Source organism: Cupriavidus cauae (genome assembly GCF_026210475.1).
GTDB lineage: Bacteria > Pseudomonadota > Gammaproteobacteria > Burkholderiales > Burkholderiaceae > Cupriavidus > Cupriavidus cauae.
In genome coordinates this window covers 2,150,104-2,172,468 of sequence record NZ_CP080293.1, presented here as the reverse complement: position 1 = coordinate 2,172,468, position 22,365 = coordinate 2,150,104, and the positions used below count along the sequence as shown (strand labels likewise).

12 protein-coding genes and 2 tRNA genes are annotated in these 22,365 nt (G+C 69.7%); 11 read left to right on the top strand and 3 right to left on the bottom strand.

The features are described 5' to 3' along the window. The first annotated feature begins 21 nt into the window (after positions 1-21). The 7 genes from KZ686_RS09765 to KZ686_RS09735 all read left to right on the top strand — a co-directional run bounded on the left by KZ686_RS09765 (position 22) and on the right by KZ686_RS09735 (position 12,439). The gene (locus KZ686_RS09765) at positions 22-654 is read left to right on the top strand and encodes a response regulator transcription factor (protein ID WP_006578226.1); all 633 of its coding nucleotides are present in this window, start codon (positions 22-24) and stop codon (positions 652-654) included. A gap of 261 nt (positions 655-915) precedes the next feature. Beyond that, a complete protein-coding gene (locus KZ686_RS09760; protein WP_265632314.1) occupies positions 916-3,210 on the top strand; it encodes an F-box protein in 2,295 nt (764 codons plus the stop codon). Between the two features lie 254 nt (positions 3,211-3,464). After that, positions 3,465-5,762 carry a hypothetical protein gene (locus KZ686_RS09755; protein WP_265632313.1) on the top strand — a complete coding sequence of 766 codons (2,298 nt, stop codon included), beginning with the start codon at positions 3,465-3,467 and terminating at the stop codon, positions 5,760-5,762. 291 nt (positions 5,763-6,053) lie between these two features. Continuing rightward, entirely contained in the window at positions 6,054-6,905 is an 852-nt protein-coding gene (gene folD / locus KZ686_RS09750) for a bifunctional methylenetetrahydrofolate dehydrogenase/methenyltetrahydrofolate cyclohydrolase FolD (protein ID WP_149318916.1), read from the top strand. Positions 6,906-7,109: 204 nt separating this feature from the next. Beyond that, complete coding sequence (locus KZ686_RS09745) at positions 7,110-9,194, top strand: M3 family metallopeptidase (RefSeq protein ID WP_149318917.1); 2,085 nt, start codon at positions 7,110-7,112, stop codon at positions 9,192-9,194. A gap of 104 nt (positions 9,195-9,298) precedes the next feature. Further along, a complete protein-coding gene (xth, locus tag KZ686_RS09740) occupies positions 9,299-10,096 on the top strand; it encodes an exodeoxyribonuclease III (protein WP_265633450.1) in 798 nt (265 codons plus the stop codon). Positions 10,097-10,531: 435 nt separating this feature from the next. After that, positions 10,532-12,439, top strand: coding sequence for a SulP family inorganic anion transporter (locus KZ686_RS09735; protein ID WP_407648481.1), 1,908 nt, complete (start codon positions 10,532-10,534; stop codon positions 12,437-12,439). Between the two features lie 136 nt (positions 12,440-12,575). On the opposite strand, the gene KZ686_RS09730 is transcribed toward KZ686_RS09735, so the two are convergent. Then, on the bottom strand, positions 12,576-12,839 hold the full coding sequence (locus KZ686_RS09730) for a DUF1488 family protein (protein WP_006579010.1): 264 nt from the start codon (positions 12,837-12,839) through the stop codon (positions 12,576-12,578). A gap of 214 nt (positions 12,840-13,053) precedes the next feature. On the opposite strand from KZ686_RS09730, the gene KZ686_RS09725 reads away from it, so the two are divergent. Further along, positions 13,054-13,129 (top strand) — tRNA-Lys (locus KZ686_RS09725). 201 nt (positions 13,130-13,330) lie between these two features. On the opposite strand, the gene KZ686_RS09720 is transcribed toward KZ686_RS09725, so the two are convergent. Next, positions 13,331-14,710, bottom strand: coding sequence for an 8-oxoguanine deaminase (locus KZ686_RS09720; protein ID WP_265632312.1), 1,380 nt, complete (start codon positions 14,708-14,710; stop codon positions 13,331-13,333). A 131-nt stretch (positions 14,711-14,841) separates the two neighbouring features. Next, positions 14,842-15,615 carry a LysR family transcriptional regulator gene (locus KZ686_RS09715; RefSeq protein ID WP_265632311.1) on the bottom strand — a complete coding sequence of 258 codons (774 nt, stop codon included), beginning with the start codon at positions 15,613-15,615 and terminating at the stop codon, positions 14,842-14,844. A gap of 168 nt (positions 15,616-15,783) precedes the next feature. Here KZ686_RS09715 and KZ686_RS09710 point away from each other — a divergent pair. From KZ686_RS09710 to KZ686_RS09700, 3 genes are all read left to right on the top strand, one after another. After that, positions 15,784-15,859: transfer RNA gene (locus KZ686_RS09710), tRNA-Lys, on the top strand. 240 nt (positions 15,860-16,099) lie between these two features. After that, the gene (locus KZ686_RS09705) at positions 16,100-17,089 is read left to right on the top strand and encodes a Bug family tripartite tricarboxylate transporter substrate binding protein (RefSeq protein WP_370639505.1); all 990 of its coding nucleotides are present in this window, start codon (positions 16,100-16,102) and stop codon (positions 17,087-17,089) included. A 346-nt stretch (positions 17,090-17,435) separates the two neighbouring features. Then, positions 17,436-22,295 carry an NAD-glutamate dehydrogenase gene (locus KZ686_RS09700; RefSeq protein ID WP_265632310.1) on the top strand — a complete coding sequence of 1,620 codons (4,860 nt, stop codon included), beginning with the start codon at positions 17,436-17,438 and terminating at the stop codon, positions 22,293-22,295. The last annotated feature ends 70 nt before the right edge of the window (positions 22,296-22,365 follow it).

Sequence of the window (22,365 nt, the reverse complement as noted above, 5' to 3'; positions counted from 1 at the left end):
GACGCAGCATCAGGAGACTTCATGACCGTAGCGCCAAACCCCACTCCCCACCGCGGCGAGACCGTCTTCATCGTCGACGACGATGAAGCGATGCGCGACTCGCTGACCTGGCTGCTGGAGGGCAATGGCTACCAGGTTCGCAGTTTCGCCAGCGCCGAGCAATTCCTGGCCGCCTACGATGCCAACCAGGTCTCCTGCCTGATCCTGGACGTGCGGATGCCGGGCATGAGCGGCCCCGAACTGCAGGAACGCATGATCGCGGAGAACATCCATCTGCCGATCGTCTTCATCACCGGCCACGGCGACGTGCCGATGGCGGTATCGACGATGAAGAAGGGCGCGATCGACTTCATCGAGAAGCCGTTCGACGAATCCGAGCTGCGCGCGCTGGTCGAGCGCATGCTGCAGAAGGCCAGGGCCGATCATTCGGCCGCGCGGGAGCAGCGCGCCGCGCAGGACTTGCTGGGCAAGCTGACCACGCGCGAACAGCAGGTGCTCGAGCGCATCGTCGCCGGACGCCTGAACAAGCAGATCGCCGACGACCTGGGCATCTCGATCAAGACGGTGGAGGCGCATCGCGCCAACATCATGGAAAAGCTCAACGTCAACACCGTGGCCGACCTGCTGCGGCTCGCGCTGTCGCGCAACAGCTGATCGGCGCCGGCGGATCCTTTACGTCAGATCCGCTCGCTCTTCCCAGGCTGCCGTCCTCCCTCACCTCGTTCCTCCCCATCCCTTCAGGCCAGCGCCCGGCACCACGCCGGACGCTGGCCGGTCCTCGAAAAAGCTAGCGTTCCGGCGGTTCCGCGACAGCGTGCGCGACGGCCGCCGAGCATCGTTCGGTTCCCCCGGGCGCGGTCCGCCGTTGCCGTTCCGGCTTGGCCGCTCCCGCTCTTCCCCTGCCGGAGCCGACCGATGCTGAACCCTTCGCCACTCGCGCCGACCTCACCGTCCTCACCGTCCTCGTCGAACGCCTTCGGCGCACCTGCCGGCCACGCGGTGGCAGCCGAAACCGCGCGCCCATGGCTGACGCTGCTGCCGCAATCGATCCTCGAGCACGTGCTCGACTTCCTGTCCCTGCATGACCGCGTCACGCTGGAGCGCAAGACCTGCCATGCGCTGAGCCGGAGCCTGCGGGCTCGCGCCGCCATCGACGGCGCGCTGATGCAGGTGACCGACATCTGGTCCGCGGCATCGCTGCGGGCGCAGCTGGGCGTCCTGCCGCAGTCCAGCCTGCCTGTGTTCGGACGCGCCCAGGTAATGGCCGGCATGCTGGCGCGCCTGCCCGAATTGCCGCGTGGCGAACGCTGGAGCGCCATCGAAGCGGTACTCGACCGACTCGATACGGTGTCCGGCGCGGCCGGGCCGGTGCTGGACGCGCTGGCCGCCTGCATCGCGGACCCGCTCACCAGCGGCGAGCTCGACGAAGCGCAGTGGATGCGCCTGGCGCAGGCGGTTGCGATGGTGCCGCTGGCGGTCGGCGCACGGGCGCGCGTCGCGGCCCTGCGCCGCGCCGTCGGACCCCGGCCCACGCCATCGGTCCGGCGGCTGGCGACGACGCTGTTGCCCGACGCCACCCGCGCACTGGCCGTGGCGCGCGCCTTGCCCGCCTGCGAGCAGCGCCAGGGATTCGAGCAGCTGCTGTGCGCGCTGATGGCCGGTTCGCGCGATCACGCCGCCTACGCGGCGGACTGGTCGGCACTGCTGGCGGCCGCCGCCGGCGAGATCGGCCGCGATGCCGCCTTTGCCGCGCGCCTGTTCTGCGCCCTGCTGACGCTGCTGCCCGGCGGCCGCACCGCGAGCGAGTACCACGGCCGGGCGCCTTCACCGGACGAGGCGTTGCAGCGCTGGAGCGTGGTGCTCCATGGCGCGGCGGCGCTGCCCGGCGACGCCGGCTTCGCGGCCGCCCGCGCGGCCATCCGCACCGCCACGGCCACGCTGCTCAGCGACCCCGAGCGCGCCGAGCCGGCGATCGCGTCGCTGCTCGCCCATCTGAAGGCATCGCGCATGCAGACGGCGCAGCAGCTGCACGTACGCGCCGAACTGATTCCCTATCTGCCGCCCGCGCAGCAGGTTCCGGCATGGCACGCGCTATGGGACGAGGTCGAACGGCGGTCGCTGCCGTCGCTGGCGATGCTGCTGGTCCATGTCCAGCGCTGGCACCCTTGCGATCCGGTCCATGCGTGGCGGCGCGCGCAAGACTACTGCCTGACGGCCACCGCGCCGACGCCCGAGCAGCGCGCCGCGCTGATGTGCCAGGCCGGGCTCTTCTGCGCGCCCGGCACGGCCGACGCCGAAGCCATGTTCGATGCGATCGGCGAACTGGCCCTGCGCCACCACCAGTTGCTGCCGCTCGTGCAATGGGTGGCCACCGATGACGACCAGCCGGCCGACCGTATCCTGTCCGTCATCTGGAAATTGCCGCCGCCGGTGCAGGCGCGTGCCTTCTCGCAATGGCTGGCGCTGCGCGGTTGGGTCGACGAACTGCTGCCCGTGCCGCTGCCGCTGGCACGGCAACTGCAAGCGATGGGCTGCTGGGAGGAACTGGGCGAGATGTCCACTGCCTGGACCCGGCGCTGCAGCCGCCTGCTGGAAACCGGGCCGACGCTGCTGCCCTCGGCGGCGCACGACGCCTTGCCGGAACTGGCCGCGGACATGCTCGGCGTGCTGGAGGCGTCCGCCCCCGCCGCTCGCCCGCCGGAGCTGCTGGCGGAGGTCGCCCAACTGACCAGCGGCCTGTGGCTGCAGGCCGCTGCATCGCCGCTGATCGATCGCACCTGGGACCTGATCGACCGGCTCGATGCGCCGGCGGTGCGTACCGCGATGGAGATCCTGTACCGGCTCAAGCAGGCATCCCGCAAGCTGCCCGGCGACGGCGACCTGCTGTTGGGCGAGTGCTGGGCCAGGCCGACGCTGCTGCGCGCCGCCGAGCTGGTTCGCACGCGCTTCACCGCGCCCGAGCGCCGCCGCTGGCTGGCGCGGCTGGTCGAGGCCGAAGGCCGGATGGGTGATTTCCGTCCGGACTTGGAGCGCAACCGCTTCGATACGGTCCGGCAGGCGCTGTGGCGTATCGCGAGCGCCCTGCCGAGGGAGGCCATCGACGCTGTGCACGGCACGATCGCGGCCTGGTTTGCCCCCGCCTCGCGCGATCCGTCGGCGCTCAGGGCCTGGCAGCAGGCCGTGGCCCAGTTCGACGCATATCGGCGCTAGGGCGGCGCGGCGGTCGCTGTCGCTGTCGCTGTCGCTGTCGCTGTCGCTGTCGCTGTCGCTGTCGAGTAGGGTAGGCCTTCTTTCTCCCCCAATGGACATTCCGCGCACGGCATGCGGCGGGACCGAGAACCGAAAGGCGCGGCCGCTTCCGGATCGCGGCCCTCCACATCCGCCGACAGAATGCCGGGCCCGCGAACCGCGGCAGTCGGGCGCCATTCCGGCCGTCCACCGCCGGTTCGCCGAAGAGACCTGTCATGCAAGCCAGCCCCGCCCGCCAGACCGTTGCCCCTTGCCTCGCCGACGGCACCCCGCCATCCGAGCCGGTTCCGCAGCCGGCCACCATGTCCGGCCTGGAGTTGCTGCCCGCACCGGTGCACGACTTCATCCTCGCGCTGCTGCCGCCGCAATCCAGGCTCTGCCTGGAACGGCAGGTTTCGAAGGGTCTGCAAACCCGGCTCGAACGACATGCACGCCACGATCTGGCGCTTCGGCGCGCCGCCAACGTATGGACCGTTGGCGAGCTGGCGGCAGTCCTGTCCGATGGATCGGCCCAGCCATTCGGCGGCCTGCCACCCGCCTCGCGCGCGGCGGTTCTGGGCACGCTGGTCGGCCGGCTGCGCGGCCTGCCGCGATCCGGACACGACGCCGGTTTCCGGCTGCTGCTGGAACAGACCCTGCGGCTGCCCGCGCCGCTTCGGACGGCGCCGCTGGACACACTGGCCAGTTGCATCGACGAACGTGCGGCCGTGGTGAGCCTCGACACCTTGCTCGACTGCGTCGCCATGATCGCGGCCGAACCGCTTGCGCTATCGGCAAGGCTCAGGCGCACGGCCCTCGCGCTGGAGAACCGCGCGAAGCCGTGCGGCATCGCCAGCCAGTTGCTGCCGGACGCGTCCGCGGCGCTGGCGCTGGCTCGGGCGTTCCCCGCTGCCGAGCAGGCCGAAGCGCTGTCGGTCGGCACGGCGGCTTTCGCACGCGCCTGCGCCAACGACCAGGACGCTGCGGCCCCGTGGCGCGCCCTGCTCCAATGCGTGGCGCGGGACGAGGCCGATCCCGCGCAACGCGGTCGCTTGATCGCCGCGCTTGCCGGCTGCCTTCCCGGCATCGACGGACAGCACGCATTCTTCGGCATCGACGCCGCAACGGCGTCGCGACATTCGGCGCTGCTGCTGGATACGGTCTTTTCCCTGCCGGGCGATGGACCGTTTCACGCCATCGCCTGTCTGCTGGGCACCGAGGCTTCCCCAGGTCCGTTCCAGCATGTCAGCCGCACGCAACGAACCGATTTGCTCGGCGACATCGCCCAGCGGATGCAGGCTGCGGCCTTGACCGAGCCGCAGCGGCTCCATCTCCGTGCTGCGCTGTTGCGCTTCGTGCCGGATCTGGCGACATGGGACACCTTGTGGGACGCGGCGCTGCGGGGCGAGCACGCAGAAACGCTGCGATTGCTGGGCTCGGTCCTGCCGATTTGCCAGTCGCCCGCGCCCGATCCCACCCGGCTGCTGCGCTTGCAATCCGTCGCGCTGGACGCAACGGCGTTGCCGCCTTCGACCCGTTCCGCACTGCTGAAGGAGGCGCTGTACTACGGCCGGGACGCGATCAACGCATCGGGCCTGACCGAATCGACGCTTGCCGGCGCCGCAGCCTTGGCGCGCGACCACGGCGAATATGGCGCACTCGCGCGCTGGGCGCAGGCCGGCCGGCCAGCCGCGAGGCGTCGCGTCGTCAAGGTCATCCGAGGCCTTGCGCCGGCGCAGCAGGTGAGCGCCGTGCGGCAATGGCTGGACGACGGGAGGTGGTCGGGTCTGGAGGATCTCGTCGACCTGTCGGCACTGGCGGATCCGCTTGCGCAGACGGGTCACTTCGGCGAGCTTGCCGACCTCGTCCGTACCGTCTGCGAACGGGGCGCGAAATGGACCGGCCAGTGGGGCTGCAGGCCCGCGCTTCGAGGACGGGTCGAAGCTGCGGGGCGGATACTCGCCGACTATTGGATCGGGCAGCTCGAAGCGATTCCGCAGTGCCGGAGGCCCGCAACGCTTGCCGCGGCGGCCCTGTTTGCCCACCAGCTCGACGCGGTGACGGATCACGACGCCGAACGGGTCCAGCGGGCATGGAAGCTGATCGAGCCGCTCGATGCGGACGATCTGCGCCTCTGTCTGGCGGACCTGCGCCCGTTCCGCCGGCTGGAGAAGTGGACTGCGCCGGGACAGGGATTGCAGGACCGCTGGCCAAGGTCCGCGGTCCCGCTCGCTGCCGCGATCGTGCGCACCCGACTGTCCGGACCGGAACGGCGCGAATGGCTGGCGCATTTGCTCGGCAGGCTGTTGGCCCTGGAGAGCGAGCGGGAGACTGCCGGGCAGGGCGGACGCCAGCCACGCTTCGACCGCGCAAGGCAGGCGGCATGGGACCTCGCCATCAGCTTGCCGCGGGCGCAATGGTCCTATGCCGTGGGCTATCTCGCGCAGTGGTTTGCCGCCCCGCCGGACGCGCCGCATGAGCGCGCGCCATGGGAGCAGGCCAGGGCAAGCTTCGATGCATGGTTCGGCGCCTGAACGGGCGGGGTGCATGCCGGCGGTTCCTCCGCCGTCCCGTCCGTCATCCCAATGACGGCGCCCTCTGACGGCGCCCGCTGACGGCTCCCTCTTGCGGCGCCCTCTGACGGTGCCCTTTGGCCGGACGGGGCGGCCAGGGCGCGCCGGCGGGCACGCGCCCCGGCCACCGGTGCCGACGCTTTATAATCGCTGTTTTGCGCACCGTCCCTCCCCGCCCTGCCCTGCAGGCAATCACGCCGGTCGCATCTCCACCCGCGTCTTTCACCTCTGCCGCTCCTGCGCCTCAAGCCCATGCCCGCCCAATTGATCGACGGCAACGCCCTTGCCAAGCAAATCCGTTCCGAAGCCGCCCTGCGCGCCGCCCGCCTGACCGAGCGCGGTCACCAGCCCGGGCTCGCCGTGGTCCTGGTCGGCGAGGACCCGGCCAGCCAGGTCTATGTCCGCAACAAGGTCAAGGCGTGCGAGGACAACGGTTTCTACTCGTCGCTGGACCGCTATCCCGCGGACCTGTCCGAGGCCGACCTGCTGGCCCGCATCGACGAACTGAATCGCGATCCGAAGATCCACGGCATCCTGGTGCAGTTGCCGCTGCCCAGGCACATCGACAGCCACAAGGTGCTGGAGGCGATCGCCCCGGAGAAGGATGTCGACGGCTTCCACGTCGCCAACGCCGGCGCGCTGATGACCGGCGCGCCGCTGTTCCGCCCCTGCACCCCCTATGGCTGCATGAAGATGCTCGAGTCGATCCAGTATCCGCTGCGCGGCGCGCAGGCGGTGGTGGTCGGCGCCTCCAACATCGTCGGCAAGCCGATGGCGATGCTGCTGCTGCAGGCCGGCGCCACCGTGACGATCTGCAACAGCAAGACGCGCGACCTCGGCGCCCATACCCGCCAGGCGGACGTGATCGTCGCCGCGGTCGGCCGCCGCAACCTGATCACGGCCGACATGGTCAAACCCGGCGCGGTGGTGATCGATGTCGGCATGAACCGCGACGACGCCGGCAAGCTGTGCGGCGACGTGGACTTCGCCGGCGTACGCGAAGTGGCCGGCTATATCACGCCGGTCCCGGGCGGCGTCGGTCCGATGACGATCACCATGCTGCTGGTCAATACGCTGGAGGCGGCCGAGCGCGCGGCAGGCTGAGGCGAGCGCCGGTACACTGGGCAAAACGGCTGGGCAAAACCCCTGGGCAAGCCCCTGGCCGATCCGCTGGACGACCCGCTGGACGACCCGCCGGACAACGCGCCGCCCTCCCTCGCTGCGAAGCCACGCTGGAAAACCGCGCAGATGCCCCCAGCTGCGGAATATCCGACCGTCAACCCCAACGCCAACGCGAACGAACAAGCCATGGACCAAGCCGACAAGAACGCCAACCCGCTGCTGGACTTCAGCGACCTGCCCCGCTTCGCCGAGATCCGCCCCGAGCATATCGGCCCGGCGCTGGACGTGCTGCTCGAAGCGGCGCAACGCGCCGTCGCGCTGGTCGAGGATCCGGCCCGGCCCGCCACGTGGGCCGATACCGTCGACACGCTCGAGCAGGCCACCGAGCCGCTGGGCCGCGCCTGGGGCGTGGTCGGCCACCTGAGCTCGGTCGCCGACACGCCGGCGCTGCGCCAGGCCCACGCCGAAAACCTGCCGCGCATGACCGAGTTCTGGTCCTCGCTGGGCCAGAACCTGGCGCTCTACGAAAAGTACAAGGCGCTGGCCGCCAGCCCCGAATACGCGGCGCTGAGCCCGGCCCGCAAGCAGCTGCTCGACAACGAGCTGCGCGGCTTCCGCCTCGGCGGTGCCGAATTGCCGGAGGACCAGAAGCCGCGCTTTGCCGAGATCCAGGAACAGCAGGCACAGTTGGGCAAGGCCTTCTCCGACCACGTGCTGGACGCGACCAACGCCTACTCGCTGGTGATCGAGGACCCGGCGCGCCTGGCCGGCCTGCCGCCCGACACGCTGGAAGCGGCGCGCGAGGCCGCGGCCAAGGACGGCAAGGAAGGCTGGAAGTTCACGCTGCATTTCCCCTCGTATTTCCCGGTGCTGCAGTACGCAGACGACCGCGCGCTGCGCCAGACGCTGTACGAGGCCAACGTCACGCGCGCCTCCGAGCTGAGCCCGCAGTACGGCACCGGCCAGGCCGACTGGGACAACACCGCGAATATGCGCGAGCAGCTGGCGCTGCGCCGCGAAGAAGCCCGCATGCTGGGCTACGGCTCGTACGGCGAGGTGTCGCTGGTGCCCAAGATGGCCGATTCGCCGGCGGAAGTGCTGCGCTTCCTCGACGAACTCGCCGCCAAGGCCCGCCCCTATGCCGAGCGCGACTGGGCCGAGCTGCGCGAATTCGCCGCCAAGGAACTGGGCCTGGCCGAGCTGGCGCCGTGGGACGTCGCCTATGCGTCCGAGAAACTGCGCCAGCAGCGCTATGCCTTCTCGGAACACGAGGTCAAGCAATACTTCCCCGAGCCCAAGGTGCTCGAAGGCCTGTTCGGCGTCGTGCAGAAGCTGTTCTCGGTGCGGATCGCGCCGGACGAGGCGCAGACCTGGCACAAGGACGTGCGCTTCTACCGCGTCACCAGCCCGGACGGCACGCTGCTCGCGCAGTTCTATCTGGACCTGTACGCGCGCGAAGGCAAGCGCGGCGGCGCGTGGATGGACGACGCGCGCGGCCGCCGCGAGCGCGGCGACGGCAGCGTGCAGACGCCGGTCGCCTACCTGACCTGCAACTTCTCCGCACCGGTCGGCGACAAGCCGGCGCTGTTTACGCACGACGAGGTCATCACGCTGTTCCATGAGTTCGGCCACGGCCTGCACCATATGCTGACCCAGGTCGGCGAGCTGGGCGTGTCGGGCATCAACGGCGTCGAATGGGATGCGGTCGAGCTGCCCTCGCAGTTCATGGAGAACTTCTGCTGGGAATACGAGGTGCTGGCCGACATGACGCGGCACGTCGACACAGGCGAGCCGCTGCCGCGCGCGCTGTTCGAGCGCATGCTGGCCGCGAAGAATTTCCAGAACGGCATGATGACGCTGCGCCAGATCGTGTTCTCGGCGTTCGACATGCACCTGCACACGGACTTCGATCCGGACGGCGACAAGTCGGTGCTGGAGCTGTCGCGCGAGATCAACGACCGCATCCACGTGGTGCCGCAGTACCCGTTGTCGCGCTGGCCCAATACCTTCAGCCATATCTTTGCCGGCGGCTATGCGGCGGGCTACTACAGCTACAAGTGGGCCGAGGTGCTGTCGGCCGATGTCTACGCGGCCTTCGAGGAAGCGGCGCAGCTGACCGGCAGCGTGCTCGACAGCGAGACCGGCGCGCGCTATCACCGCGAGATCCTGTCGGTCGGCGGCAGCCGTCCGGCGATGGAGTCGTTCACGGCGTTCCGCGGCCGGCCGCCGCAGATCGATGCGCTGCTGCGCCACGGCGGGATGGCGGCATGAGCGGCGCGCCCGACGACCTGCTGGCCGGCATCGACGGCGCCGCGGCGGTGCCTGCCCCGGGCAGCACGCTGCCGCCCCCTGTGCCCGCCACCGCGCCGGCCACGCTGCGGATCGCCTCGTGGAACGTCAACTCGCTGAAGATCCGGCTGCCGCAGGTGCTCGACTGGCTGATCGCGCAGGAGAACGCCGATACGCCGATCGACGCGCTGTGCCTGCAGGAACTGAAGCTGCCCGAGGACAAGTACCCGCTGGCGGAACTGGAGAGCGCCGGATTCCACAGCATCTTCGTCGGCCAGAAGACCTATAACGGCGTGGCGATCCTGGCGCGCAACACCACCATGCCGGCCGCCACCGACGTGGTGCGCAATATCCCGGGGTTCGAGGACGCGCAGCAGCGCGTGGTCGCCGGCACCTATGGCGACGTGCGCCTGGTCTGCGCGTATTTCCCCAACGGCCAGGCGCCCGACAGCGACAAGTTCGCCTACAAGCTGCGCTGGCTCGAGGCGCTGACCGCGTGGCTGCGCGACGAACTGCAGCGCTATCCGAAGCTCGCGCTGCTGGGCGACTTCAATATCGCGCCCGAGGATCGCGACGTGCACGACCCGAAGAAGTGGGAAGGCCAGAACCTGGTCTCGCCGCCGGAGCGCGCCGCCTTCCAGACGCTGCTGGAACTGGGCTTTGCCGACGCCTTCCGGCTGTTCGATCAGCCGGAGAAGAGCTTCTCGTGGTGGGACTACCGCATGCTGGCCTTCCGCCGCAATGCCGGCCTGCGGATCGACCATATCCTGCTGTCGCCGGCGCTGCGCGAGCGCTGCACCGCCTGCACGATCGACCGCACGCCGCGCACCTGGGAACAGCCGTCGGACCATACGCCGGTGGTCGCCACGATGCGGCTGGGCTGAACGCGAACGGCCGTTGCGGCGATGGCTGCAGCGGCCGTTTCATCGGCCTGCCTTATCGTCTGCCCTCTCGCCTGCCCTCTCGCCTGCCCTCTCGCCTGCCCTCTCGCCTGCCTTATCGTCTGCCGCATCGCGTCCGCCTTATCGCCTGCCTCATCGTCCGCCTTATCGCCTTCATAAGGGTCACCATCGGCCCCGAGACATCGCCCGCCTCGGGCGATGTTTTTCGAATGACGGTGGCATCGCTTATCATGCGGGGCAGAGACACCATCGACGCGCCGGACCACGAGCCGGCGCGCAGCCCCTCGGGCCCGCCATGCAAGCCGTGCAACCGTTCCCTTCCTTCGTCTTTCTCCCTGCCCGCCTGACGACCCTCGCCGGCGCCACCGACCTGCCGCGGGACGCCGTTCCCGCGACCGCCCGGTGACCGCGCCGGCGGTGAGCCGCTCCGCCCGCGGCTGGCAACGGCTGCTGCCGGCCTGGCGCCATCGCGTCAGCGCGGCGACGCTGCGCGCCGATCTGCTGGCCGGCCTGCTCGGCGCGGTGCTGGTGCTGCCGCAGGGCGTGGCGTTCGCCACGCTGGCCGGGCTGCCGCCGCAATACGGCATCTACGCGGCGGTGGTGCCCTGCATCGTGGCCGCGCTGTTCGGTTCCAGCTGGCACGTGATGTCCGGCCCCACCAATGCGAATTCGCTGGCACTGTTCGCGATGCTCAGCCCGATCGCCTTCGCCGGCAGCCCCGAGTACATCAACCTGGCGCTGGTCGTCACGATCCTGGTCGGCGTGCTGCAGTTCGCGGTCGGTACGCTGCGGCTCGGCTCGCTGGCCAATTTCATCTCGCCGTCGGTGCTGCTCGGATTTACCTGCGGCGCGGCCTCGCTGATCGCGCTGTATGCGCTGAAGGACCTGTTCGGGCTGCAGGTGCCGACCGGCACCAGCGCCTTCGGGGTCGTGCGCCACCTGTTCGAGCATGCCGCCACCATCAACTGGAGCGCGGCGGCGGTGGGCGCGGTGACGCTGGCCGTCACGCTGGCGGTCAAGCGGGTCGCGCGCCGGCTGCCGTTCATGCTGCTCGGGCTGCTGGCCGGTTTCCTGTGCGCCTGGCTGCTGAACCGCAGCGGCTGGGGCGGCGCGCATCATGTCGACGTGGTCGGTCCGATCCCGGCCGCGGTGCCGCCCTTCCGCATTCCCGATATCCCCTGGGACCGGCTGTCCGATCTGCTGGGCATCGCGTCGGCGCTGACCATCGTCGCGCTCGGGCAATCGATCTCGATCGCCAAGGCGGTCGCGCTGCGGTCGGGCCAGCACATCGACGCCAATCGGGAGTTCATCGGACAGGGGCTGTCGAACATCGCCGGCGGCTTCTTCTCGGCCTATATCTCCTGCGGCTCGCTGAACCGCTCGATGCCGAATTTCGAGGCCGGCGCGCAGACGCCGCTGGCCAGCGTGTTCTCCGCCCTGCTGCTGGTCGCGCTGGTCGCGGTCAGCGCGCCGCTGCTGGCGCAGATTCCGCTGGCGGCGATCGCCGCGATGCTGCTGCTGGTGGCCTGGGGCCTGTTCGATTTCGCGCGCCTGCGCCGCATCGCGCGGCTCTCGCGCACCGAGTTCGCGATCGCGCTCGGCACCTTCGCCGCGACGCTGGTGATCCGGCTCGAAATGGCGGTGCTGCTGGGTACGGTGCTGTCGCTGGTCGCTTATCTATATCGCACCTCGCGCCCGGCGGTGCGGACGCTGGTGCCCGACGCCGACGATCCCGACCGCCGCTTCACGCCGCTGGACGAACTACGCCGCCCGCAGCCCGAATGTCCGCAGCTGAAGCTGATCCGGATGGAGGGCGCGATCTTCTTCGGCGCCGTGCAGTACGTCACCGACAGGCTGCACGAGGCGCGCGCGCAGATGCCGACGCAGACGCGGCTGCTGGCGATGACCAAGAGCATGAACTTCATCGACCTGGCCGGCGCGGAAATGTGGGAGGCGGAGCTGGCCGAGCGCCGTGCGCTGGGCGGCGATCTCTATTTCCACCGCCCGCGCACGCAGGTGCTGCAGACCTGGGCGCAGACCGGCTTCATCGCCAAGCTGGGCGACGACCATATCTTCGCCACCAAGCGGCACGCCCTGCACAGCATCGTGCCCACGCTGGATCCGAAGATCTGCGCGACGTGTACCGTGCGGGTGTTCGAGGAGTGTCCGCATGAGGCGGCGGCCCCGGGAATTCCGGGTCAACCGGTGCGGGCCGCACAGGTGACGAAGGCGGACGCAGCGGACGCAGCGGACGGCGTGGCCGGGCCGGAAGCGGCGGCTGGTGAGATCGAAGCCGTGAAGCGGAAACAAGCGCGGGGGGAATGAACGCGGCGGAAACAAGCGCGGCGGGAATGCGCGAAGCGGAAATGAAAAACGCCGGTATGAAACCGGCGCCAGACTGGGTCCAGCCGCAGCGCGCCCTGTTGCCCGGACCGTAGCGGCCCGGTGCGGGCGCCCCTGCTCAGACGGGCGCCACGTGCGCGCGCTTGACCACGATGGGCTGCGGCACGCCCTGTTCGATCAACACGACAGCGGCGCGTTCGATGGTATCGCGGCCGGCGCGGAATGCTTCTTCGAGCGACAGCACCTGGTCGGCGCTGAACCCTTCCCACAATGCCTCGCGCGTGACCACGCAGGTCACCTTCTGGCCGTCGACAATGGCGTGAAACAGCAAGCCCTCGTTATTGATGTCATAACGATCTTGCTCCTGGAATTTGATCTCCATCGGTACAGCCCTCCATTGCAAGTGAGTGGGCATCCTAACATGGGTCCCGCCGACGTCGCACAAAAGTCCTTTGCGAAGATCGGTCATCTGCCGAGACTGCCGCGGCCATTCCGAGTTCCATCGGCGAGCGCAAATTTTGTCACGGCCGCCGATGCGTTTCAGCGTGCCGGGATTTGACAACTTTGCAAATAATGCTAGAATCTCGGACTTCGTTGGGGCGTTAGCTCAGTTGGTAGAGCAGCGGACTCTTAATCCGTAGGTCGAGTGTTCGAGTCACTCACGCCCCACCAGCGAATATTGTAGAAAAGGCCGGGCTGCTTCGCAGCGCCGGCCTTTTTGTTTGGGCCCGAATCGTTTGGCCCCGTTTGGGCCCGCATCGGGCAGCGATTGGCAGCCCTGGACGATGGCTCCGGACGCCGCCGTCCGGCGGTACCGCCGGACGGTGAACCACACCGCAATCCCGGACGGCAGCGTGGGACATTCAACCCGATTCAACACCGCGCCGCGGCCAGCTCCCGCGCCAGGCGGCGATGCTCCGCCAGTACCGCCGGCAGATCCGCGCTCAGCAGCACGCCGTCGCGCACCACCACCCTGCCGTTGATCACGCTGGTCGACACCGTGCCCGGCGTGCAGAACACCAGCGCGGCGACCGGATCGTGACCGGCGCCGGCATAGCCGACCGCCGACATGTCGAACGCGACGAAGTCCGCCGACATGCCCGGCGCCAGCGCCCCGATGTCGTCGCGGTTCAGCACCCGCGCCCCGCCCAGCGTGGCGATCTCCAGCGCCTCGCGCGCGCCCATCGCCGCCGGTCCATAGCCCACCCGTTGCAGCAGCATGGCCTGGCGCGCCTCGCCCAGCATGTGCGCGCCATCGTTGGACGCGCTGCCATCGACGCCGAGGCCGACCGGCACGCCGGCATCGCGCATCGCGCGCACCGGCGCAATGCCCGAAGCCAGCCGCATGTTCGAGCAGGGACAGTGGGCGATGCCGGTGCCGGTGCGCGCGAACAGCGCGATGCCGTCGGCGTCGAGCTTGACGCAGTGCGCGTGCCAGACATCGTGGCCGACCCAGCCCAGGTCCTCGGCATACTGCGCCGGCGTCATGCCGAAGCGCTCCAGCGAATAGGCGACGTCGTTGTCGTTCTCGGCCAGATGGGTATGCAGCGAGACGCCATAGTGGCGCGCCATCACCGCCGACTCCCGCATCAGCTCGCGCGACACCGAGAACGGCGAGCACGGCGCCAGCACCACGCGCAGCATCGCGTGGCGCGAGGCATCGTGGTACTGCTCGATCAGCCGCTGGCTGTCGCGCAGGATCGCCTCCTCCTGCTCGACCACCGCGTCGGGCGGCAGCCCGCCCTTGCTGCGTCCCACGCTCATCGAGCCGCGCGCCGCATGAAAGCGCATGCCCATCTGCGCGGCGGCCTCGATCGCGTCGTCCAGCCGCGAGCCGTTGGGATACAGATAGAGATGGTCGCTGGTGGTGGTGCAGCCCGACAGCATCAGCTCGGCCATCGCGGTGCGGGTCGAGGCGGCGATCATGCGCGGCGTCAGGTTGGCCCACAGCATGTACAGCTCGCCGAGCCAGCCGAACAGTTCGGCGTCCTGCGCGGCCGGCACCGCGCGCGTCAGGCTCTGGTACATGTGATGGTGCGTGTTGACGAGGCCGGGCAGCACCACATGGCCGCGCATGTCGAGTACCTGCGCGCTGCCGTCGTCGATGCGCGCGCGCCAGGCGGCCGGCAGATCGGCGGTCGCGCCGACCCACTGGATCGCGGGCCCTTCGGCGACCAGTGCGCCGTCGGCGACCTCGCGGCGGTTCGCGTCCATCGTCACCAGGACGTCGGCGTGGGTCAGGATCAGCGTCATCTTGTGGTCTCCGGTCTCCGTGGTGGGTCAGATAGCGGGCGCCAGTCTACGGCGCGGGGCCGGGGGCGCGATAGCGCCGATTTGCGCCCACGGTGTGCACATCGCGCGCACACCTGACGACCACGCCGACGCTAATGTCCCGCGCCGCCGCCGGACAGCGCCTTCAGCGCGGCCCCGATCCGCTCGGCCATCAGCGAGGCCGCCGAATCCAGCGAGCCGCGCGCCCGCGCGAACAGCGTCAGCCGCTGCAGCGGCAAGGCCGGATCGCGCAACGGCACGAACACCAGCGTGCCCGCCTCCAGTTCCTCGATGGCATCGAGCGGATTGAGCAGCGCGATGCCGGCGCCCAGCATCACGAGCCGGCGCATCAGCACGGTGGAGCCGGCCTCGACCGCCGCGGGCACCGGAATCGCCGCGCGGACGAAGGCATCGTCGAGCAGGCCGCGGATCGACATCGTCGCCACGGGCAGGATCAGCGGATAGCCGACGCATTCGGCCAGCGCGGCGACGATCTCGGCCACCGGGAGATCCAGCACGCGCACCGCGATGCCGGGGTGGCGGCGGCGAAAGTCGTGAACCAGCGCGGGCAACAGGGAACCCGCCAACCCGGCGGTGGTGGCCACCGTGACGATGCCCTGCTGCCCCGCGTTGTAGGCGGCGATGCGCTCGCGCAGCGCGTCGTGCTCGCGCAGCGTCTGCCGCACGTGGGCCAGCACCATCTCGCCCAGCGGCGTCAGCCGCAACCGGCGCTGGATGCGCTCGAACAGCGGCGCGCCCAGTTCGGCTTCCAGATCGAGGATCTGCCGGTTGATGGCGGTCGGCGCGACGTGCAGCGCTTCGGCCGCCTTGCGGATCGAACCGCGGCGGACCACTTCATCCAGATAGCGCAACACGCGGGCATGCATCGGACCAGGTCTCCGGAGAACGGCGGCGCGGCGGCGGGCCGCGCGGACAGCGGGGCATTGTAGCCGCGCGGACGTTGACCGCCGTCCCGGCGACCCAGCCGAGCGTCCCCGAGATCGCTTCGGTACTTGCAAACCCAAAAAGTCCACGCTAGAATAGCGGACTTCGTTGGGGCGTTAGCTCAGTTGGTAGAGCAGCGGACTCTTAATCCGTAGGTCGAGTGTTCGAGTCACTCACGCCCCACCAGCGAATTCCCGAAAGGCCGGACTGCATCGCAGCCCGGCCTTTTTGTTTGCCTGCTGTTTGCCTCTTTCCCTGCGGCTGCGGCCCGAGCGCCTGTTACGGGTTGTTACGGATATCCCCGCCGCGCCTTTCCGGGTTGAATGCCGGTCCGGGCATATTACGAAACCAAGTTCCGCACTACGGAACCGCGCCCGACCCCGACCGGCGCCCTCGCCCCTCGCGACGCGCCGGCCAACGCAACAGATGGAGGCATTCTTGAAATCCGCATTGACCGCCAGCGTGGCAGCCTGCCTGGCCGCATTCGGCCTGACCCACGGCGTTGCGCACGCCCAGGCCTATCCCAACAAGCCGGTGCGGCTGATCGTTCCGTTCGCCGCCGGCGGCACCACCGATATCGTCGCCCGCGCGGTTTCCGATGCGCTGGGCCGCGCGCTGGGCCAGCCCGTGGTGGTGGAGAACCGTGGCGGCGGCGGCGGCGCGATCGGCGCCGACGCGCTGGCCAAGTCGGCCCCCGACGGCTACACGATCGGCATCGCCACGGTCAGCACGATGGCGACCAATCCGGCCACCAATCCGAAGAACCCGTACGACCCGCTGAAGGACTTCGCGCCGATCACCAACCTGGTCAACGTGCCGAACGTGCTGACGGTCAACCCGAAGGTGCCGGCCAAGAACCTGAAGGAATTCATCGCGCTGCTGCGCGCCGAGCCCGGCAAGTACAGCTACGCGTCGGCCGGCAAGGGCAGCATCTCGCATCTGGACGGCGAGCTGTTCAAGTTGACCACCAAGACCGACATGGTCCACGTGCCGTACCGCGGCTCGGGTCCGGCGCTGAACGACACGCTGGCCGGCCAGGTCAGCGGTCAGTTCGACAACCTGCCGTCGTCGATGCCGCATATCCAGGCCGGCAAGCTGCGCGCGCTGGCGGTGGCGGCGCCCAAGCGCGTCGAGGGCCTGCCCGATGTGCCGACCTTCGCCGAGGAAGGCATGAAGGACAACAACAATATGGCCTGGTACGGGCTGGTCGCGCCGGCCGGCACGCCGCCCGCGATCGTCGCGCGCCTGCACGACGCCGCGGTCAAGGCCCTGCAGGACCCGGCCGCCAAGCGCCGCCTGACCGAGAGCGGCGCCTATCCGGACGGCAACACGCCGCAGCAGTTCGCCGCGCAGATCAAGCGCGAACTGGAACTGCGCAAGAAGATCGCGCAGGAGCAGAAGATCACGCTCGAGTAAATTCCGTACCTGTACGGATCGGCGGACCGCCCCAGTCGGCGGCGGTCCGCCCACGGTTGGTCTTCCCGCCGTCGCATCACGCTGGCCTCCCTCGCTGGCTTCTCCCGGATGACCTCCGCCGCTGGCCTCCCCCGGCTGACGTGACGTCCCCGGCCGGCTTCCCCCGCCATCTTCTCCGCAGCCCGCTCGCAGTGCCGGCCTGACGCCCTCCCGCCGCTCCCCCCTTTCCCGCCACCTCTGTGTTTTTGCTCTACATTAAGAGCAGGCACCGGCACTCGCCCTGCCCGGACGCGGTGCAGCGCATCGCGCCGATGCGACCGGCGGCGGCTTTCCCCAAGGAGAGATCATGCAAGCGGACAGCGAAGAACGCGTCGAAGAACGACTGGCCGACCTGGTGGAGTTCGCGCGGGCCCGGCTGCCCGAGGCCACCTTCGCCATCGCCGAACCGCTGCTGCGGCACTACTACGACGTGTCCGACGCCGAGGACCTGGCCGAGCGCGATATCGCCGACCTCTACGGCGCCGCGATGGCCCACTGGCAGACCGCCCAGCGCTTCGTGCCGGGCCGCGCGCAGGTCCGCGTCTACAACCCCAATCTCGAGCAGCACGGCTGGCATTCCGACCACACCGTGATCGAGATGGTCAACGACGACATGCCCTTCCTGGTCGACTCGGTGACGATGGAGATCAACCGGCATGGCTTGACGCTGCATTCGGCCTTCCATCCGGTGTTCCGCGTCTGGCGCGGGCAGGACGGCGGCATCGCGCGCATCGCGCTCGGCGGCGACAAGGCGCCCGACCCCGAATCGCGGCTCGAATCGTTCATCCACTTCGAGGTCGATCGCTGCAGCGAACCGGCCCAGCTGGAAGCGCTCCGGGCCGGCATCACGCGCATCCTCGGCGATGTGCGCGCGGCGGTCGAGGACTGGCCGAAGATGCTGGACATCGCGCGCGCCAGCATCGCCGACCTGCAGCGGCTGCCCGGCGGCAACGAGGGCGATACGGCCGAGGCCTGCGCGCTGCTGCAATGGATGGTCGACGACCACTTCTGCTTCCTCGGCCATCGCGACTACCAGCTGGTCGAACAGGATGGCCGCTTCTGGCTGCGTGGCGTGGCGGGTTCGGGCGCCGGCATCCTGCGCGAGAGCCGGCGCGCGCCCACGGCCGAAGAGCTGACGCCGCTGCCGCCCGCCGCCACCAGCATCATCCAGGGCGAGGCGCCGATCTTCCTGACCAAGGCCAACTCGCGCTCGACCGTACATCGGCCGGGCTATCTGGACTACATCGGCATCAAGCTGCTCGACGCCGAAGGCAAGCTGTTCGGCGAACGGCGCTTTCTCGGGCTCTACACCTCGACGACCTACATGGTGTCGACCAGCGAGATCCCGCTGGTGCGCCGCAAGTGCGCCCATATCCTGGCGCGCGCAGGCTTCCTGCAGCGCGGCCATCTGTACAAGTCGCTGGTCACGATCCTCGAGCAATATCCTCGCGACGAACTGTTCCAGGCCAGCGAGGATGAGCTGTTCGAGATCGCGCTGGGCATCCTGCGGCTGCAGGAACATCAGCGCATCCGGCTGTTCGTGCGGCGCGACCGCTTCGACCGCTTCGTCTCCTGCCTGGTGTTCGTGCCGCGCGACAAGTACAACACCGACCTGCGCCAGCGCATCCAGAAGCTGCTGATGCAGGCGTTCGGCGGCACCAGCTGCGAGTTCACACCGCAGCTGTCCGAGTCCCCGCTGGCGCGCATTCATCTGACCGTGCGCGGCGAGCCGGGCACGATGCCGGAGGTCGATACGCGCGCGCTGGAGGAACGCATCGTCGCGGCGACACGCCGCTGGCAGGACGACCTCGCGGTGGCGCTGCTCGACAAGGCCGGCGAGGAACAGGGCAACCGACTGCTGCGCCGCTATGGCGACTCCTTTCCGGCCGGCTATCGCGAGGACTACCCCGCGCGCACCGCGGTGCGCGATATCGAGCTGATGGAACAGGCGCGCCGGCGCGGCGGCCTGTCGATGAACCTGTACCGGCCGATCGAGGCACCGCCGCGCGCGTTCCGCTTCAAGGTCTATCGCGCCGGCGAGCCGATCGCGCTGTCGCACAGCCTGCCGATGCTCGAGCATCTGGGCGTGCGGGTGCACGAGGAGCGCCCCTACCGGATCGAGCCCGACGAGGGCGCGCCGCTGTGGATCCATGACTTCGGCCTCGAACTGGTCGGCGGCGCCGAGCTCGACATGGCGCGCGCCAAGGACCTGTTCGAGGACGCCTTCGCGCGCGCCTGGGATGGCGCGATCGAGAACGACGACCTGAACCGGCTGGTGCTGCTGGCCGAGATGCCGGCACGCGAAGTCACGATCCTGCGCGCCTACGCCAAGTATCTGCGGCAGGTCGGTTCGACCTTCAGCGACGCCTATATCGAGCGCGCGCTGACCGGCAATCCGCGCATCGCGGCGCTGCTGGTGGCGCTGTTCGCCGCCCGTTTCGATCCGGCCATCGACCCAGGTTCCGAGCCGGCGCGCGAGGCGCGCTGCGCGCAGTTGCTGGAGGCGATCGGCGCCGCGCTCGACCAGGTGCCCAATCTCGACGAGGACCGCATCCTGCGGCAGTTCCTCGGCGTGATCCAGGCCACCACGCGCACCAATTGCTTCCGCCAGAGCGCCGACGGCACGCCCCGCCCGTGCCTGTCGTTCAAGCTCGATCCGGCCCGCATCGCCGGCCTGCCCGAACCGCGGCCGATGTTCGAGATCTGGGTCTACTCGCCGCGCGTCGAGGGCGTGCATCTGCGCGGCGGCCGCGTCGCGCGGGGCGGACTGCGCTGGTCCGATCGGCGCGAGGACTTCCGCACCGAGGTGCTGGGGCTGATGAAGGCGCAGATGGTCAAGAACACGGTGATCGTGCCGGTCGGCTCCAAGGGCGGCTTCGTCGTCAAGCGCCCGCCCTCGCCCACCGATCGCGATGCGTGGATGGCCGAAGGGGTGGCCTGCTATCAGACCTTCCTGCGCGGCCTGCTCGATGTCACCGACAACCTCGCCGGCGGCGCGGTGGTGCCGCCACCGCAGGTGGTGCGCCACGATGACGACGACCCCTATCTCGTGGTCGCGGCCGACAAGGGCACCGCCAGCTTCTCCGACTATGCCAATGCGATCTCCGGGGAATACGGCTTCTGGCTCGGCGATGCCTTCGCCTCGGGCGGCTCGGTCGGCTACGACCACAAGAAGATGGCGATCACCGCGCGCGGCGCCTGGGAATCGGTCAAGCGGCATTTCCGGGAGCTCGGCACCGACATCCAGTCGACCGACTTCACCGTCGTCGGCATCGGCGACATGTCGGGCGACGTGTTCGGCAACGGCATGCTGCTGTCGCCGCATATCCGGCTGCTGGCCGCGTTCGACCACCGCCATATCTTCCTGGACCCGGACCCGAACCCGGCCGTCAGCCTGGAAGAGCGGCGCCGGCTGTTCGCGCTGCCGCGCTCGAGCTGGGCCGACTACGATGCGGGCAAGATCTCGGCCGGCGGCGGCGTGCATCCGCGCAGCGCCAAGACCATCGCGCTGACGCCGCAGGTGCGCGCCGCGCTCGGCATCGAGGCCACCGCGCTGACGCCAGCCGAGCTGATCCAGGCAATCCTGACCGCGCCGGTGGACCTGCTGTACAACGGCGGCATCGGCACCTACGTCAAGGCCACCGACGAGACCCACCAGCAGGTCGGCGACCGCGCCAACGACGCCGTGCGCGTCAATGGCGCGGTCCTGCGCTGCAAGGTCGTCGGCGAAGGCGGCAACCTGGGCTTCACGCAGCTCGGCCGCATCGAATACGCCCGCGCCGGCGGCCGCATCCATACCGATGCGATCGACAATTCGGCCGGCGTCGACTGCTCGGATCACGAGGTCAACATCAAGATCCTGCTCGGGCTGGTGGTCGCCGACGGCGAGATGACCGACAAGCAGCGCAACAAGCTGCTGGCCGAGATGACCGACGAAGTCGCGGCGCTGGTGCTGCACGACAACTACTACCAGACCCAGGCGCTGTCGATCGCCAACCGCCGCGCCGCCGAACTGCTCGATATCGAGGCCCGGCTGATGCGCGCGCTCGAGCGCGCGGGCCGGCTCAATCGCGCGCTCGAATTCCTGCCGCCGGACGAGGAGATCGTCGAGCGCAAGGCCGCCGGGCTCGGGCTGACCTCGCCCGAGCGTGCGGTGCTGCTTGCGTACAGCAAGATGTGGCTGTACGACGCGCTGCTCGCCTCCGACGTGCCGGAAGACCCGACGGTGGCCGGCCTGCTGTCCGACTATTTCCCGCAGCCGCTGCGCGTGCGCTACGCCGACACGATGCAGCGGCACCCGCTGCGGCGCGAGATCCTTGCCACCTATCTGACCAACACGCTGGTCAACCGCGTCGGCCCGACCTTCGTGCATCGGATGATGGAGGAGACCGACGCGCGGCCTGCCGATATCGTGCGCGCCTGCCTGACCGCCCGCGATGTGTTCGGGCTGACGGGGCTGTGGCAGGCCATCGATGCGCTCGACAACCGCGTCGCCGACGAGGTGCAGGCCGGCATGTTCGCCGGCCTCGCGCGCTTGCTCGAAGGCGCGACGCTATGGCTGCTGCGGCGCCGCCCGACCAACGGTGCACCGGCGGGCACGCGTCCCGACTACGCCGCCGCCGCGGTCTGGCTGACGCCGCGGCTGCCGACGCTGCTGGCCGAGCACGAGGCCGCCGCGCTGACCCAGCGGCGCGAGGCGCTGACCGCGCTCGGCATCGACGACGCGCTGGCCCTGCAGGTCGCCGCCGGCGATATCGCGGTCGCCGCGCTCGATATCGCCGAGGTGGCCTCGGGCTGCGAGCGCAGCCTGGCGCAGGTCGCCGACGTGTATTTCGCGCTGGACCGGCATCTGAGCTTCGGCTGGCTGCGCGAACGCGCACAGGCGCTGCCCGCGGATACGCACTGGGATCTGCTGGCCCGCACCACCACGCTCGACGATCTGGACCGCCTCAAGCGCGCGCTGACCGTCAGCGTGCTGCAGCAGGCCGGCCCGAGCGCGCGCGAGGAAGGCGCCGACGGCCTGATCGAGCGCTGGCGCCAGGCCCGTCATGCCCCGCTGGAACGCTTCGGCCGCATGCTGGCGGACCAACGCGCCGCCGGTGCCACCGGCCTGTCGATGCTGTCGGTGGCCACGCGCGAGATCGGCATGCTCGAGCACGCGACCTGAGGCGTCGGGCAGCGGCAGCGCCTGCAACGAGGGAATCGCGCGCGGCGTCGCGCAGGCCATCGCGAATAAG